The sequence below is a fragment of the Georgenia faecalis genome, assembly GCF_003710105.1.
Taxonomy (GTDB): Bacteria; Actinomycetota; Actinomycetes; order Actinomycetales; family Actinomycetaceae; genus Georgenia_A; species Georgenia_A faecalis.
On sequence record NZ_CP033325.1, the window covers coordinates 2,219,900 to 2,234,564 of the forward strand.

Consider the following 14,665-nt stretch of genomic DNA (forward strand, 5'->3'; position numbering starts at 1 on the left):
CTCACTCAGGCGCTGGCGGCCGGCAGGAACCGGTCGTAGCCCTCGTTCTCGAGGCGCTCGGCCAGCTCGGGCCCGCCCTCCTCGGCGACGCGGCCGTCAACGAACACGTGGACGAAGTCCGGCTTCACGTAGTTGAGGATCCGCGTGTAGTGCGTGATGAGCATGACGCCGGCGCCCGTCGTCTCGTGGGCGCGGTTGATGCCCTCGGAGACCACGCGCAGCGCGTCGACGTCGAGGCCGGAGTCGGTCTCGTCGAGGATCGCGAACTTTGGCGCGAGGAGCTCCATCTGGAGGATCTCGTGACGCTTCTTCTCGCCGCCGGAGAACCCGTGGTTGACGTCGCGCTGGGCGAACTCGGGGTCCATGCGCAGCTGGGTCATGGCCGCCTTGACGTCCTTGACCCACGTGCGCAGGGGCGGGGCCTCGCCGTCGATGGCCGTCTTGGCCGTGCGGAGGAAGTTGGAGACGGTGACGCCGGGGACCTCGACCGGGTACTGCATGGCGAGGAAGACGCCGGCGCGGGCGCGCTCGTCGACGCTCATCTCGAGGATGTTCTCCCCGTCGAGGAGGACCTCACCCTCGGTGACCTGGTACTTGGGGTGGCCGGCGATGGCGTAGGACAGGGTCGACTTGCCGGAGCCGTTCGGGCCCATGATGGCGTGGATCTCGCCCGAGCGGAGCGTGAGGTCGACGCCGCGGAGGATGGGCTTGGGCCCGTCGTTGGTCTCGACGCTGACGTGGAGGTTGCGGATCTCAAGGGTGGACATACGTGGTGTCTTCTCTTCCTGGCGGTGGGGGCGGGGTCAGGCGTCGCCGACGGTGCGGTCGACGTCGACGAGGACGCGCTCGCCCTCGATGGTGACGGGGTAGACGGGGACCGGGCGGGTGGCCGGCAGGGCCAGCGGCGCACCGGAGCACAGGTCGAAGGTCGAGCCGTGCAGCCAGCACTCGATCGTGCGGCCCTCGACCTCCCCGTCGGAGAGGTTGACCTGGCCGTGCGAGCAGATGTCGGAGATGGCGTGGAAGTCACCCTCCTCGTCGCGCACGATGGCGACGGGCAGGGGCGATCCGTCGAGCGCCTCGAGGTCGACGCGCAGGGCCTCGCCGGGGGCGAGGTCGGTGGCGTCGCAGACGTGCTGGGCGCTCACCGCACCTGCACCTCCATCGTGCGGTCGAGCTCGGCCTCGATGGCGGCGAGCAGCCGCTCCTGGACGAGCGGCACGCCGATCTGGTTGATGAGCTCGGCGAAGAAGCCGCGGACGACGAGGCGACGGGCCTCGGCCTCCGGGATGCCCCGCGAGCGCAGGTAGAACAGCTGCTCGTCGTCGAAGCGGCCGGTCGCCGAGGCGTGGCCGGCCCCCTCGATCTCGCCGGTCTCGATCTCGAGGTTCGGCACGGAGTCCGCCCGCGCGCCCTCGGTGAGGACGAGGTTGCGGTTGAGCTCGTAGGTGTCGGTGCCCTCGGCCTCGGCGCGGATGAGGACGTCGCCGACCCACACCGAGTGCGCGCCCTCGCCCTGCAGGGCGCCCTTGTACGTGGCGTTCGAGCGGCACGACGGCACGGCGTGGTCGACGAAGAGGCGGTGCTCCTGGTGCTGGCCGGAGTCGGTGAAGTACAGGCCGAGGAGCTCGACGTCGCCGCCGGTGCCCTCGAACCGCGCCGTCGTCGAGACGCGGACGACGTCGCCGCCGAGGGTGACGACGATGTGGCGCACCGTGGCGTCCTTGGCCACCTCGACGACGTTCTCGCTCAGGTGGACCGCGTCCGCGTCCCACTCCTGCAGCGTGACGAAGGTGAGGTGGGCGCCGTCGGCCGCCTGGACGGTGAGGCGCTCGTCGTACGTCGCCGAGCCGGTGTGCCGCACGACGACGGTCGCGCGGGCGTTGGCGCCGACGCGGACGACGACGTGGCCGTAGACGACGGGCTCGGTGCCCACGCCGGACAGGTCGAGGACGACCGGCTCGACGAGCTCGAGGTTCGCCGGGATGTCGACGACGTAGGCGCCCTCGCTCGGGGTGGCCGCGAGCACCGCGGCCCGGTCGCCGGGGGCGATGCGGGTGAGCGCGGGGATCTCGGCGGGCGGCACGACGGAGGTGAGCACGCCCTCGGGCAGGCTCGTCTCCAGGGCGAGGCGCCCGTCGCTCGGCTCGCCGGCGAAGATCCGCTGGAGCTTGTCGACGGGGGTGAAGCGCCACTCCTCCTCGCGGCCGTGGGGCACGGGGAAGTCGGCGGCGTCGAAGGAGGCGGTGCGCTCGGCGCGCGAGGCCTCCGGGGTGCCGCCCCGCCCGTGGGTGTGGGCGGAGTCGGCGGTGGCGCGGGAGTGGTCGGTCGTCATGGGGTCCTTGTTCGTCAGTGCGGGCGTCGTCATCAGCCGACGGCCCCTTCCATCTGCAGCTCGATGAGGCGGTTGAGCTCGAGGGCGTACTCCATCGGCAGCTCACGGGCAATGGGCTCGACGAAGCCACGGACGATCATCGCCATGGCCTCGGTCTCCTTCATGCCGCGGGACATGAGGTAGAAGAGCTGGTCCTCGCTCACCTTGGAGACCGTCGCCTCGTGGCCCATCTCCACGTCGTCGACACGGACGTCGACGTACGGGTAGGTGTCCGACCGCGAGATCTGGTCGACGAGGAGCGCGTCGCACAGCACGTTGGACTTGGCGTTGTGCGCGCCCTCGAGGACCTGGACGAGGCCGCGGTAGGACGCGCGGCCACCGCCGCGGGCCACCGACTTCGACACGATCGAGGAGGAGGTGTTCGGCGCGAGGTGGACCATCTTCGAGCCCGTGTCCTGGTGCTGGCCCTCGCCGGCGAAGGCGATGGACAGCGTCTCGCCCCGGGCGTGCTCGCCCATGAGGTAGACGGCCGGGTACTTCATCGTCACCTTGGAGCCGATGTTGCCGTCGATCCACTCCATCGTCCCGCCGGCCTCGACCGTGGACCGCTTGGTGACGAGGTTGTAGACGTTGTTGGACCAGTTCTGGATCGTCGTGTACCGGACGCGGGCGTCCTTCTTCACGATGATCTCCACGACGGCGGAGTGCAGCGAGTCCGTCTTGTAGATGGGCGCGGTGCAGCCCTCGACGTAGTGCACGTAGGAGCCCTCGTCGGCGATGATCAGCGTCCGCTCGAACTGGCCCATGTTCTCGGTGTTGATCCGGAAGTAGGCCTGGAGCGGGATCTCGACGTGCACGCCCTTGGGGACGTAGACGAAGGAGCCACCGGACCACACGGCGGTGTTGAGCGCCGCGAACTTGTTGTCACCGGCGGGGATGACGGAGCCGAAGTACTCCTGGAAGATCTCCGGGTGCTCGCGCAGGGCCGTGTCGGTGTCGAGGAACAGGACGCCCTGGGCCTCGAGGTCCTCGCGGATCTGGTGGTAGACGACCTCGGACTCGTACTGCGCGGCGACGCCGGCGACGAGGCGCTGCTTCTCCGCCTCGGGGATGCCGAGGCGGTCGTAGGTGTTGCGGATGTCCTCGGGCAGGTCCTCCCAGCTGGTGGCCTGCTTCTCCGTGGAGCGCACGAAGTACTTGATGTTGTCGAAGTCGATGCCCGACAGGTCGGCGCCCCAGTTGGGCATGGGCTTCTTGCCGAACAGCCGCAGTGCCTTGAGGCGGCGCTGGAGCATCCACTCCGGCTCGTCCTTGAGGTGCGAGATGTTCCGGACGACGTCCTCGGACAGCCCACGGCGGGCCGTGGCCCCGGCCGTGTCGGCGTCGTGCCAGCCGAACTTGTAGCTGCCGATCGAGGCGATCGTCTCTTCCTGCGTCATCGGCGCGTCCGGCGCCGTGAGGTCCTGCTGGGTAGGACTCGTCATCAGATTCCTTCCGTGTCGTCGATGGACGACGTCGTGCTGGGCTGGGGGGCGCGGACGCGGCTCGGGGCGCGCGCAAGCGTGGCGGTGGGGATGTGGGTAGTGCACACGTGGCCGCCCGCGGCGAGGGTGGCCAGCCGCTGGACGTGGACGCCGAGGATACGGGAGAAGGCCCGCGTCTCGGCCTCGCAGAGCTCGGGGAAGGACTCGGCGACGTCGAGGACCGGGCAGTTGCCCTGGCACAGCTGGACGGCGGCGCCGGCCGGCCCGACGGTGCGCACGGTGGCGGCGTACCCGTCGGTCGACAGGGCCGCCGCGAGCGCCCGGGCGCGGTCCTCGCGCTCCTCGCCGGCGCCGGTGACGGCGGGGGCGTAGCGGCGCTCGATCTCGCCCACCCGGGCCTCGGCGAACTGCTCGACGGCCTGGGGCCCGGCGACGTCACGGAGGTAGCCGAGGACGTGGGTGGCGAGGTCGGAGTAGGCGTCGGACAGGCCGGCGCGGCCCGCATCCGTGGCGACGTAGCGGCGGGCGGGCCGCCCGCGGCGGCGCTGCTCGGGCCCGCTGGGCCCGTGGACGGCGATCTCCCCGTGCTGCTCGAGGACGGCGATGTGCCGGCGCACCCCGGCGGGGGTGAGCGCGAGGAGGTCGGCGAGCTCCGCGGCGCTCACGGGGCCGCGCTCGACGACGAGGCGCAGGACGCGCTCGCGCGTCGTGGCATCGGCGTCCCGCTCGCGCACGCTCGCCCCTCTCGGCCAGGCTGGTTCTCCGGCGTCCGGCCGGTGCGGGCGCGCCTGTCGGCGGCGCCTGTATTAGAGAACATCATCGTTGCCGAATTGCTTCCCGGCAAGGAAGGCATGCCTCACCGGCCGCCGCCGGCCGCCCCGGGCGCCGAGCCCGCGGGGTGCCGAGCCCTAGGGTGGACGTCATGCCCCCCGCTCTTGAGGTCGACTCGTTGCGCAAGCGCTACGGCGCGCGCACCGCCGTCGACGGCCTCAGCCTCACCGCCGCCACCGGCGCCATCACCGCCGTCCTCGGGCCCAACGGGGCGGGGAAGACGACGACGATCGAGTGCTGCGAGGGGCTGCGCCGCCCCGACGCCGGCTCGATCCGCGTCCTGGGCCTCGACCGGGCGGCCGCCAGCTCCGCACCCCTCCTGCGCGAGCGGGTGGGCGTCATGCTGCAGGACGGCGGGCTGCCGCTCGCCCCGCGCGCCGGCGCGGTCCTCGACCACCTCGCCCGCCTGCACGCCGACCCGGAGCCGCCCGCCCGGCTGCTCGAGCGTCTCGGGCTCACCGACGTCGCCGGCACGCGGGTCCGGCGCCTGTCCGGGGGGCAGCGCCAGCGCCTCGCCCTCGCCGGCGCGCTCGTCGGCCGGCCCGAGCTCGCCTTCCTCGACGAGCCGTCCGCAGGTCTCGACCCGCAGTCCCGGCACGCCGTGTGGGACCTGCTCCGCGAGCTCCGCGCGGGTGGCACGTCGGTGATCCTCACCACGCACCTCATGGACGAGGCGGAGGCCCTCGCCGACCACGTCGTCGTCATCGACCACGGCCGGGTCGTCGCCGAGGGCACGCCCGCCGCCCTCACCGGTGGCGCGCGCATCCGCGTCGTCCTGCGCGCCGGCGCCGTCTCCCCCGGCACCGCGGCGGCGGGCGGTCACCCCGCCGGCCCCGGCGACGCCCTCGTGAGCGCCCTCGACGCCGCCCTCGCGGCGGCCGGCCGCGGCGACCTCCGGGTCCTCGACGGCGACGTCGCCGACGCCCGTGGGCGCGGCCCCGCGCACGCCTCCGACCGCGTCCTGCACATCGGCGGCCCGCAGGACCCCGACGCCGGCGCCGTCGTCGCCGTCGCGACGGCCCTGGCACAGATCGGTCACCCCGACGCCACGGTGGACCTCCACCGGCCCAGCCTCGAGGACGCCTTCCTCGCCCTCACCGGGCGCGAGCTCCGACAGGAGGCCTCATGACCACCGCCAGCCGCACCACCGCCCGCCGAGTCCTGGCCCAGACCCGCTTCGAGACGATCGCCGTGCTGCGCAACGGCGAGCAGCTGCTGCTCACCGTCGTCCTGCCCGTCCTCGCGCTCGTCGCGCTCACCCGGACGTCGCTCGTGCCGCTGCCCGAGCCCCGGGCCGACGCCGCCCTGGCCGGGGCCGTGGCGCTGGCCGTCGCCTCGACCGCCTTCACCGGGCAGGCCATCGCCGTCGCCTTCGACCGCCGCTGGGGCGTCCTGCGCATGCTCTCGACGACGCCGCTGGGCCCGACCGGACTCCTCGGCGGCAAGCTCGGCGCCGTCCTCGCCGTCATCGCCGTGCAGGTGGCGCTGCTCGTCGGCGTCGCCGCGGCGCTCGGCTGGCGCCCCGACGGCGTGGGCCCGGCCCAGCTGCTCGCGGCGGTCGTGCTCGTCGTCCTCGGTGCCGCCGCCTTCGTCTCCTTCGCCCTGCTGCTCGGCGGGACGTTGCGGCCCGAGGGCGTCCTCGCCATCGCCAACCTCGTGTGGGTCCTCATGGCCGTCGGCGGCGGGCTCGTGCTCCCGCTCGGCGTCCTGCCCGCGCCGCTCGACACGGTCATGAGCCTCACCCCGCCCGGCGCGCTCGGCGAGGGGCTGCGCACGCTGGCGACCACTGGCCTCGTCGACGTGCCCGCCGTGGTGGCACTGCTCGTCTGGACGGCCATCGGCTCGTGGCTCGCGGGCCGGTACTTCCGCTGGGACGCCTGAGACACGGAAGCGCCTGAGACCGACGCCACGCCCGAGCCGCCGTCGGCAGGCTGCGCGGGCCTCCGGACCGCGGCGCCCAGCGCCTACCCTGGAGGGGTGAGCGCCGCGATCTCCCCCACCAGCACCTCCCCCGGCACGGGCCACGCCGCCCGCACGGACCGGCTCACGTGGGGCCTGGCGGTGGCCAACCTCGTCGCCCAGGTAGGCATCATCGCCACCGGCGGCGCCGTGCGGCTCACCGGCTCCGGCCTGGGGTGCTCCCAGTGGCCGATGTGCGAGCCGGGGTCCTTCACGCCGGAGTTCCAAGCGGAGACCTCGCTCCACTCGCTCATCGAGTTCGGCAACCGCACGCTCACCGGCGTGCTGGGGATCATCGCCCTCGCGCTCGTCTGGGCCGTCTACCGGCGCGAGCCCACCGCCTCACGCCCGGCCTCCCTGCGCCGGCTCGTGTGGCTGCCGCTCGTCGGCATCGCCGTCCAGGCGGTCGTCGGCGGGATCACCGTGTGGGTCGATCTGCACCCCGCCATCGTCGGCTCGCACATGCTCATCTCGCTCGCCCTGGTCGCCGTCTCCGCCTACCTTCTCGTCCGGCTGCGGGCGGGGGACGCTCCCCCGCGCCCGGTCGTCGAGCGCCGCGTCCGACTGGTCGGCGCCGCCCTCGCCGTCGTCGGCGTCGTGCTCCTCGTCCTCGGGGTCATCACCACGGGGGCCGGCCCCCACTCCGGCGACGCCGACGAGCCCTACCGGTGGGCCCTCGACCCGGCGTTCATCTCGCGCCTGCACGCGCTGGCGGTGTGGGCGTTCGTCGCGCTCGTCCTCGTCGGGCTCGCCCTCGTCCGGTCGGTGCCCGCCGCCCGCCGGGCGTGGCTGGTGCTCCTGGCCGTGACCGCGCTCCAGGGCGCCATCGGCTACGTCCAGTACTTCACCGGGCTGCCCGAGCTCCTCGTCGGGATCCACATGGTCGGCTCCGGGCTGCTCGTCATCGCCCTCGTCTACGCGCTCGCCTCGCTCGTCACCCGCGAGGACGAGCCGGCCGCGGCGCCCACCGCCTGAGCGCGCACCGGCGCGACGGCGGCGCCACCCGCGCGCGGAGACGACGGCGCCGCACCACCCAGGTGGGTGGTGCGGCGCACGCGCGTTCCGCGCAGGTTCCGCGCAGGTCTCAGCGCAGCCAGGTGGCGTCCGCCGGGCGCAGCGGCGCCCAGCCCTGCGCGCGGGCGCTGGCGGCGGCGAGGACGCCGACGACGGCGCTCGGGTTGTGGATACGGCCCGCGTGCACGGCGGCGACCGCGTCGTCCAGGCGCACCCACTCCGTGGGCATGCCCGCCTCCTCGTCCTCGCGCGCGTGCCGCTCGTCGGCGGGCACGGGGCTCACGTCCCGCGCGAGGTAGACCCGCAGCGACTCGTTGGAGCCGCCCGGGGTGGTGAAGTAGTCGACGAGGACGTCCCACCGCGCGGCGCGCAGGTCCGCCTCCTCGGCGAGCTCGCGCTGGGCGGCCTCGAGGTAGTCCTCGCCGTCGACGTCCAGCAGGCCGGCCGGCACCTCCCACAGCAGCGCCCGCACGGGGTGGCGGTACTGCTCGACGAGGAGCACCTCCTCCCCGTCCGTGCCGTCCCGCAGGGCGACGACGGCGACGGCGCCGGGGTGGTCGAGGTACTCGCGGCGCACCGGCGCGGCGTCGGGGTGCAGGCGGACGTCGTCGGCGACGAGGTCGAAGACGCGGCCGTAGTGGACGGTCTCGTGCCCGACGACGTCGCGGGAGCGATCCACCCGGTCCCTCATGACGCGCCGCCGACCTCGAGCAGCCGGGTGCTGCGCTGGCGGTCGAGCGCCGCGCCGATGAGCCCCGCGAAGAGGGGGTGCGCCCGGGTGGGACGGGACTTGAACTCGGGGTGGGCCTGGGTGGCGACGTAGTAGGGGTGCTGCGCCCGGTCGAGCTCGACGAACTCCACGAGGGAGGAGTCGGGCGAGCGGCCCGAGATGCGCAGCCCCGCCTCGGCGAGCGCCTCACGGTAGGCGTTGTTCACCTCGTAGCGGTGCCGGTGACGCTCGGTGACCACGGTGGCGCCGTAGGTCTCGGCGACGAGCGAGCCGGGCTCGAGGATCGCCTCGTAGCGGCCCAGGCGCATCGTGCCGCCCATGTCACCGCCGGCGCCCTCGACGAACTTCACCTGCTCCGCCATGGTGGCGACGATCGGGTCCGGGGTGGCCGGGTCGAACTCCGTGGAGGAGGCCTCGGGCAGCCCGAGGACCGTCCGGGCGAACTCGATGACCATGCACTGCAGGCCCAGGCAGATCCCCAGCGTGGGCACCTCGTTCTCGCGCGCCCAGCGCAGGGCCCCGAGCTTGCCCTCGATCCCCCGCACGCCGAAGCCACCGGGCACGAGGACGGCGTCCACCCCACCCAGGGCGCGGCGGGCGCCGTCGGGCGTCTCGCAGTCGTCGGAGACCACCCAGCGGATGGCGACCCGGGCGTGGTGGGCGAAGCCGCCGGCGCGCAGCGCCTCGGTCACCGAGAGGTAGGCGTCGGGCAGGTCGACGTACTTGCCGACGAGGGCCACCTCCACCTGCTCCTTGGGGTGGCGCACCCGCTCGAGCAGGTCGTCCCACGTGCTCCAGTCGACGTCCCGGAAGGGGACGTCCAGGCGGCGCACGACGTAGGCGTCGAGGCCCTCGCGGTGCAGGACGGCGGGGATCTCGTAGATCGAGGACGCGTCGCGGCACTCGATGACGGCCTCGCGGTCGACGTCGCACATGAGGGCGATCTTCGCCTTGACGCCCTCGGGCAGCTCGCGGTCGGTGCGGCACACGACGGCGTCGGGCTGGATGCCGATGGAGCGCAGCTGGGCGACGGAGTGCTGGGTGGGCTTGGTCTTGAGCTCGCCACTGGCGCCGAGGTAGGGCACGAGCGAGACGTGGACGTAGAAGACGTTCTCGCGGCCGAGCTCGTGGCGGACCTGGCGCGCCGCCTCGAGGAACGGCTGGGACTCGATGTCGCCGACCGTGCCGCCGATCTCGGTGATGATGACGTCCGGCGGCGCGGAGCCGTCGCTGGGCGTGGCCTGCGCGCGCATCCGCGCCTTGATCTCGTCGGTGATGTGCGGGATGACCTGGACGGTGTCGCCGAGGTACTCCCCGCGCCGCTCCTTGGCGATGACCGAGGAGTAGACCTGGCCGGTCGTCGTGTTCGCCGCGCCGGAGAGCTCGACGTCGAGGAACCGCTCGTAGTGACCGATGTCGAGGTCGGTCTCGGTGCCGTCCTCCGTGACGAAGACCTCACCGTGCTGGAACGGGTTCATCGTCCCAGGATCGACGTTGATGTAGGGATCGAGCTTCTGCATCGTCACGCGCAGGCCGCGCGCTCGAAGCAGCTGACCGAGGCTCGAGGCCGTCAGTCCCTTGCCGAGTGAGCTCGCCACCCCACCGGTGACGAAGATGTGACGAGGAGTTCCGGGGCGCCGGTCCGCATGGTTGACCACGGGCTTCGACCCTAGCACCTGTGCCCGAGTGCCCGGGAGTACACGTCCCGGAGCTGGCGGTGCACGTCGTTCGGCCCGGGCAGGTCGGCGGCCCGCTGGCGGGCGGCCTGGCGCAGCCGGTCCCGCTCGCCGTCGTCGCCGAGCACGCGCACGACGGCGTCGGCGATCGCCTCGGCCCGCGGGGGCACGAGGACGGCGGCGTCGCCGGTGACCTCGGCGGTGCCCCCCACGTCCGTGGCGACGACTGCGGCGCCCGCCTGGAGCGCCTCCTGGACGGCGAGGGGCTGGCCCTCCCACAGGGCCGTCGAGACGACGACGTCGGCGCGGGTGAGGAGCTCGGGGACGTCGTCCCGGCGGCCGGCGAGGCGCACCGGCAGCCGCTCGGCGTCGATGCGGGCCTGCAGGTGCTCCTCGAGCGGGCCATCGCCGACGACGACCCACCGCACCACGCCCGGGACGCGGTCCCGCACGAGGGCCGAGGCGTCGCACAGGAGGTCGAGCCCCTTCTGCGGGGCGAGCCGGGCCACCGTGAGGACGAGGCGCTCCCCCTGCCCCAGCCCGAGGGCGAGCAGGGTGGCGGTACCGGGGGCAGCACCGGGGGCGACCCGGCGGGCGGGGGCGGGGACGAGCGCGCGCTCGGTGTCCCGGGCCCCGAGGGCGTCCATCCGTTCGACGAGGTCGCCGCTGACGCCGAGGACGACGTCGGCGCCCCGCGCGACGACCCGCTCGAGCGCGGCGGCCACCCCGCGCACCCCGGCGCCGCCCACGGGGGCGTTGTGGACCGTGACGACGAGGGCGGGCCGGTCCCGCAGGGTCCGCAGCGCGAGGACGGCGGCGGCGCCGGCGCGCAGGCCGTGCGCGTGGACGACGTCGGCGTGGGCGGCGAGGCGCCGCAGTCGCGCCAGCGCCACGACGTCGCTGGGCCGCGGGCGGTCGGCGATGTCGACGACGGCGCCCGGCACCGGCGCGCCCGCGAGGACGTCCGGGGGGCCGGCGAGGATCACCTGGTCCCCCTCGTCCACCTGGAGCGTCCCGGGCCGCCGGGGCGGGCGGGCGAGGAGGTCGGCGACCTGGTGCGCGTGGCGTGCCACGCCCCCCGCGCTCGACGACGTCAGCTGCAGGACTCGCACGATGTCTCCCTCATGTCCACTGGCGTACACGCAGCACGGAACGGTCCCCGAGCGCGCAGGCGGCGAGGACGACCCCGCCACCGACCAGACACCCGAGACAAGCAGCCACGACGGCGCCGAGCAACTGCGGGGCGACCGCGCCGAGCATGGCCTCGGTCACCCACCGGCCGGCCACGGCGCCGACGACGGCGCCGGCGCCGGCGACGACGACGGTGCGTCCCAGGCCGGGCAGCGCGCCGGTCACCCGGCGCAGCGCGAGGAGGAGGGCGACGCCGGCGACGACCATCCCCACGCTCGAGCCGATCGCCAGTCCCTGCAGCGTCCCGGGCCCGTCCCCGCCGTCGGGCGCGAGGACGCGGACGGCGACGGCGCTGGCGACCGCGACGGTGAGCCAGCCCGCCGCCGTGGCGAGGACCGCGGCACGGCCCCGGTCCACGGTGTACAGGCAGCGGGAGACGTGGAAGACGAGCGCGTAGCCGACGACCCCGGGCGCGAGCCACGTGATCGCCGTCGTCATCCCCTCCATCGTCCCGCGCACGGAGAACAGGGCGGTGGCGGCCGGCGCACCGGCGACGAGGAGGGCGACCCCGGCGGACGCCGCGGCGACGACGACCCGCGTCGTGCGGGCGCTCATCCGGACGAAGTCGCTGCGGTCCTCCTCGGCGGCGCTCTCCGCCAGGCGCGGGAAGACGGCGGTGGCGACGGGGACCGCGAGGACGGCGTACGGGAGGTAGTACACCGCCTGGGCGTACTGGAAGATCGTGATGGTGCCCTCGACGCCGCCGGCCCGGGCGAGCACGAGGACGACGACGACGCTCACCTGCTGGGCGAGCAGCGCCCCGATGCCGGCCGCGGCAAGGTGGCGCGCGCGGGGCGCCACGCCCGGCGGGAAATGGAGCGTGGGCCGCAGGCGGATCCCGCTGCGCAGGACGGGGACGGCCAGCGGCAGGCTCATCGCGGCCACGCCGGCGGTGGTGCCCCACGCGAGGGTCTCCAGGGCGAGGGGCGGCAGGCGCCCCGGGGAGTCGGCGAGCCCCTCCCCCAGCACCCCGAACAGGAGGTACGTGGCGATGACGACGACGCTCGAGGCGAGCGGCGCGAGGGCCGGCAGGAGGAAGCGGCGCTGCGCCTGGAGGATGCCGCTGAGCACGACGCCGACGCCGTAGAGCGGGATCTGGACCGCGAAGATGCGCAGGAAGAACGTCGCCACCTCGCGCTGGACCTCGACGTCCGAGCCGGCCGAGTTCGGCAGCAGGGAGACGATCGGGCCGGCGAGGACGGCGACGAGGATGCCGAGCGGGACGAGGGCGAGCAGCGTCCACGACAGCAGCGCCGAGGCGATCCGGTCGACGTCGCCGCGCAGGTGCCGGGCCAGGGGCGCCGCGAGCAGGGGGACGACGGTGCCGGCGAGGGCGCCGCCCGCGGCCACCTCGAAGAGGACGTTGGGCAGGAGGTTGGCCGAGGCGTAGGCGTTGGCCGTGGCGGAGTCGCCGAGCGTGGCTGCCTGGGCGAACCACCGGCCGAACCCCACGGCGCGCGAGGCCATGGTGATGACGGCGATCATCCCGGCGGCGCCGGCGACCGTCCCGACGCCCCGCGTCAGGCGCCGGCGCGTGCGCTCGCTCACCGCGCTCGGGTCCCCCAGCGGTCGAGGCGGCGCAGCACCGGGTTGCCCTCGATGACGGCCGTGAAGCTCACCCGCTCGCTCGCCAGCGTGAGGCCGACGACGCCGGCCAGCGCGGCGGCGCGGCGCGTGCGGGACCCGGCGGCGAGCGCGGTGCCCAGCGCCGCGCCGACGGCGTTGGCGCCGGTGTCGCCGAGCATGGTGCGCTCGGCAAGGTCGGTGGGCAGGGCCGCGAGGCAGACGCCCGCCAGGCCCGCCGCCGCGGGCGCTCCCGGCCCGCCGGCGAGGGCGACGAGCGTGCCGCCGCCCAGGCCCACCTTGAGGGCCCGGCCGGGACGCAGGTCGAAGAGGTTGAGGAGGTTGGCGGTGCCGGCGATGAGCGCCCCGTCGAGGGCGACGTCGACCACCCGGGCGAGGGGGCGCGCGCCGGGCCGCGGCAGCGTGGCGGCGGCGAGCAGCGCGCCGGCGCCGATGCCGGCGATCTTCAGGGCGCCGGTGGTCACCTCCCCGCGGGCGAGCGCGCCGAGGTGACCGCGCAGGCCCTTGGCGCGGGTCGGGGCGGGGTCGAGGTCGTCGACCACTCCAAAGACCCCGCCGGCGGCCGCGGCCAGGGCCCCGGCCCCGCCGGCGCGCGTGCCGGTGGCGACGAGGGTGGCCACGGTCGCGCCCGCGGCGGCGGCCCCGCCCAGGAGGCTGACCTCGCGCCCGGCGTAGTTGGTCCGCGCCCAGCGGGCCCGGCGCTCGGCGGGCAGCGCCGCGGCAGCCGCACCCGCCACGCCGCCGGCGCCCGCCCCGAGGGCGGCGGCGAGGAGCCGGTTCATCCCTCGCCCTCGGTGGGCTCGGCGCCATCCGTGGGCTCGGAGCCCTCGGTGGGCTCCGCGGCCTCCGTGGGGGCGGGGCTCGGCTCGGCGGGCGCCGGGGGCGGGAGGTAGACCGAGGCGGGCACGGGCTCCTGGGCGCCCTCCTCGAAGCCGTAGTGGCCCTGGTCTCCGGAGATGTCGGCGGCGAGCGCGAGCGGCACGCTCACATGGCCGGTGATCTCCCCGACGGAGTCGACGGTGGTGACGACGCCGGCGGCGTCGGGGTCCGCGATGATGGCGGCGACGAGGTCGAGCTCGGTCGTCGCCGCGCCGAGCACCACGCTGCCCTCGCCGGTGCGGGCCACGCCCTCGGTGAGGTCGACGTAGCCCGCGGTGCGCACGGCGCGCTCCTCGCTGTCCGTCTCCGTCTCCTGCTCGGGCGCCGGCTCGGGCCGGGGACCGACGACGACGGTGGCGTTCGCCGGTCCGGCGGGCTCCTCGACGACCGCCACGAGGGGCTGGTCACCCGTGCTCAGCAGGTCGAGCAGCGTCTCGGCCTCCTCGGTGAAGCCCGCGCTGGCGGGGTCCGCGCTCGTTAGGGCCTGGCCCAGCGCCGTCCCGAGCACGACGTCGGTGCCGGCGTCGTCCTCGGGCGCGGGCGCGAGGTAGCCGACGAGCTGGCCGGCGAAGCTCGAGCGGAAGCTCGCCGTCTCCGGGTCCGTCCACGCGTCGGTCACGGCGAGCTCGCCCGAGACGGCGCTGCCGGACTGCTCGAGCCGCGCCCGGACGGCGGCGACGTCGTCGGCGTTGGCACCGGGCAGGGTGACGAGGGCGACGGAACGTCCCTCGAGGCGGGAGGCGAGCACGTCGGGCGCGACGCCGTCGAGGTAGGTGGTGAGGTCCTCGGTCTCGGCGTTGCTCAGCTCGAGCTCGGTACGCAGCCGGTCGCGGTCCTCCCGCAGGTCGGCGACCTGGCCGGTGAGCTGGTCGCCGATCGTCGCGTTGAGCGGGCCCGCGCCGAGCAGGATGCCGAGCGCGAGGGCGAGGAAGACGGAGATGAGCGAGACGAGGTGGTACCGGAAGTCGATCACGTAGTTCCC

General features: G+C 74.8%; 14 protein-coding genes. 3 read left to right on the forward strand and 11 right to left on the reverse strand.

Going from position 1 to position 14,665, the window contains the following annotated elements:
* Window positions 1–5: 5 nt before the first annotated feature.
* The 5 genes from sufC to EBO36_RS09680 are packed head-to-tail and all read right to left on the reverse strand — an operon-like array spanning window position 6 to window position 4,553.
* On the reverse strand, window positions 6–767 hold the full coding sequence (sufC, locus tag EBO36_RS09660) for a Fe-S cluster assembly ATPase SufC (protein ID WP_122824420.1): 762 nt from the start codon (window positions 765–767) through the stop codon (window positions 6–8).
* A 36-nt stretch (window positions 768–803) separates the two neighbouring features.
* On the reverse strand, window positions 804–1,148 hold the full coding sequence (locus EBO36_RS09665) for a non-heme iron oxygenase ferredoxin subunit (RefSeq protein ID WP_122824421.1): 345 nt from the start codon (window positions 1,146–1,148) through the stop codon (window positions 804–806).
* Entirely contained in the window at window positions 1,145–2,368 is a 1,224-nt protein-coding gene (gene sufD / locus EBO36_RS09670) for a Fe-S cluster assembly protein SufD (protein ID WP_122824422.1), read from the reverse strand. Before sufD ends, EBO36_RS09665 begins: the two co-directional genes overlap by 4 nt.
* Window positions 2,368–3,774 (reverse strand): Fe-S cluster assembly protein SufB, encoded by a 1,407-nt coding sequence (gene sufB / locus EBO36_RS09675; RefSeq protein ID WP_122825586.1) that lies wholly within the window; start codon window positions 3,772–3,774, stop codon window positions 2,368–2,370. The genes sufD and sufB overlap by 1 nt, the downstream gene beginning before the upstream one ends.
* A 44-nt stretch (window positions 3,775–3,818) precedes the next feature.
* Window positions 3,819–4,553, reverse strand: a complete 735-nt coding sequence (locus EBO36_RS09680; RefSeq protein WP_122824423.1) for a helix-turn-helix transcriptional regulator — start codon at window positions 4,551–4,553, stop codon at window positions 3,819–3,821.
* Between the two features lie 188 nt (window positions 4,554–4,741).
* On the opposite strand from EBO36_RS09680, the gene EBO36_RS09685 reads away from it, so the two are divergent.
* From EBO36_RS09685 to EBO36_RS09695, 3 genes are all read left to right on the forward strand, one after another.
* Window positions 4,742–5,779, forward strand: coding sequence for an ABC transporter ATP-binding protein (locus EBO36_RS09685; RefSeq protein WP_122825587.1), 1,038 nt, complete (start codon window positions 4,742–4,744; stop codon window positions 5,777–5,779).
* The gene (locus tag EBO36_RS09690) at window positions 5,776–6,531 is read left to right on the forward strand and encodes an ABC transporter permease (RefSeq protein WP_122824424.1); all 756 of its coding nucleotides are present in this window, start codon (window positions 5,776–5,778) and stop codon (window positions 6,529–6,531) included. Before EBO36_RS09685 ends, EBO36_RS09690 begins: the two co-directional genes overlap by 4 nt.
* 96 nt (window positions 6,532–6,627) lie before the next feature.
* Complete coding sequence (locus tag EBO36_RS09695; RefSeq protein ID WP_122824425.1) at window positions 6,628–7,584, forward strand: COX15/CtaA family protein; 957 nt, start codon at window positions 6,628–6,630, stop codon at window positions 7,582–7,584.
* Between the two features lie 109 nt (window positions 7,585–7,693).
* Here the strand turns inward: EBO36_RS09695 and EBO36_RS09700 are convergent, their stop codons facing one another.
* From EBO36_RS09700 to EBO36_RS09725, 6 genes are read right to left on the reverse strand one after another with little or no spacing between them, the layout of a single operon-like run.
* A complete protein-coding gene (locus EBO36_RS09700) occupies window positions 7,694–8,314 on the reverse strand; it encodes an NUDIX domain-containing protein (protein WP_122824426.1) in 621 nt (206 codons plus the stop codon).
* Window positions 8,311–10,011, reverse strand: coding sequence for a CTP synthase (locus EBO36_RS09705; protein ID WP_122824427.1), 1,701 nt, complete (start codon window positions 10,009–10,011; stop codon window positions 8,311–8,313). Before EBO36_RS09705 ends, EBO36_RS09700 begins: the two co-directional genes overlap by 4 nt.
* An 11-nt stretch (window positions 10,012–10,022) precedes the next feature.
* Entirely contained in the window at window positions 10,023–11,141 is a 1,119-nt protein-coding gene (locus tag EBO36_RS09710; protein WP_222928709.1) for a glycosyltransferase family 4 protein, read from the reverse strand.
* Between the two features lie 10 nt (window positions 11,142–11,151).
* Window positions 11,152–12,768, reverse strand: coding sequence for a murein biosynthesis integral membrane protein MurJ (murJ, locus tag EBO36_RS09715; RefSeq protein ID WP_222928710.1), 1,617 nt, complete (start codon window positions 12,766–12,768; stop codon window positions 11,152–11,154).
* Window positions 12,765–13,586 (reverse strand): hypothetical protein, encoded by an 822-nt coding sequence (locus EBO36_RS09720; protein ID WP_122824429.1) that lies wholly within the window; start codon window positions 13,584–13,586, stop codon window positions 12,765–12,767. Before EBO36_RS09720 ends, murJ begins: the two co-directional genes overlap by 4 nt.
* Window positions 13,583–14,656, reverse strand: coding sequence for a copper transporter (locus tag EBO36_RS09725; protein ID WP_122824430.1), 1,074 nt, complete (start codon window positions 14,654–14,656; stop codon window positions 13,583–13,585). The genes EBO36_RS09720 and EBO36_RS09725 overlap by 4 nt, the downstream gene beginning before the upstream one ends.
* Between the last annotated feature and the right edge of the window lie 9 nt (window positions 14,657–14,665).

Coding starts and splice junctions, on each gene's coding strand:
- sufD (WP_122824422.1), bottom strand. CDS start 2,368: ATGACGACGCCCGCACTGACGAACAAGGACCCCATGACGACCGACCAC.
- sufB (WP_122825586.1), bottom strand. CDS start 3,774: ATGACGCAGGAAGAGACGATCGCCTCGATCGGCAGCTACAAGTTCGGC.
- EBO36_RS09700 (WP_122824426.1), bottom strand. CDS start 8,314: ATGAGGGACCGGGTGGATCGCTCCCGCGACGTCGTCGGGCACGAGACC.
- EBO36_RS09685 (WP_122825587.1), top strand. CDS start 4,742: ATGCCCCCCGCTCTTGAGGTCGACTCGTTGCGCAAGCGCTACGGCGCG.
- EBO36_RS09690 (WP_122824424.1), top strand. CDS start 5,776: ATGACCACCGCCAGCCGCACCACCGCCCGCCGAGTCCTGGCCCAGACC.
- sufC (WP_122824420.1), bottom strand. CDS start 767: ATGTCCACCCTTGAGATCCGCAACCTCCACGTCAGCGTCGAGACCAAC.
- EBO36_RS09720 (WP_122824429.1), bottom strand. CDS start 13,586: ATGAACCGGCTCCTCGCCGCCGCCCTCGGGGCGGGCGCCGGCGGCGTG.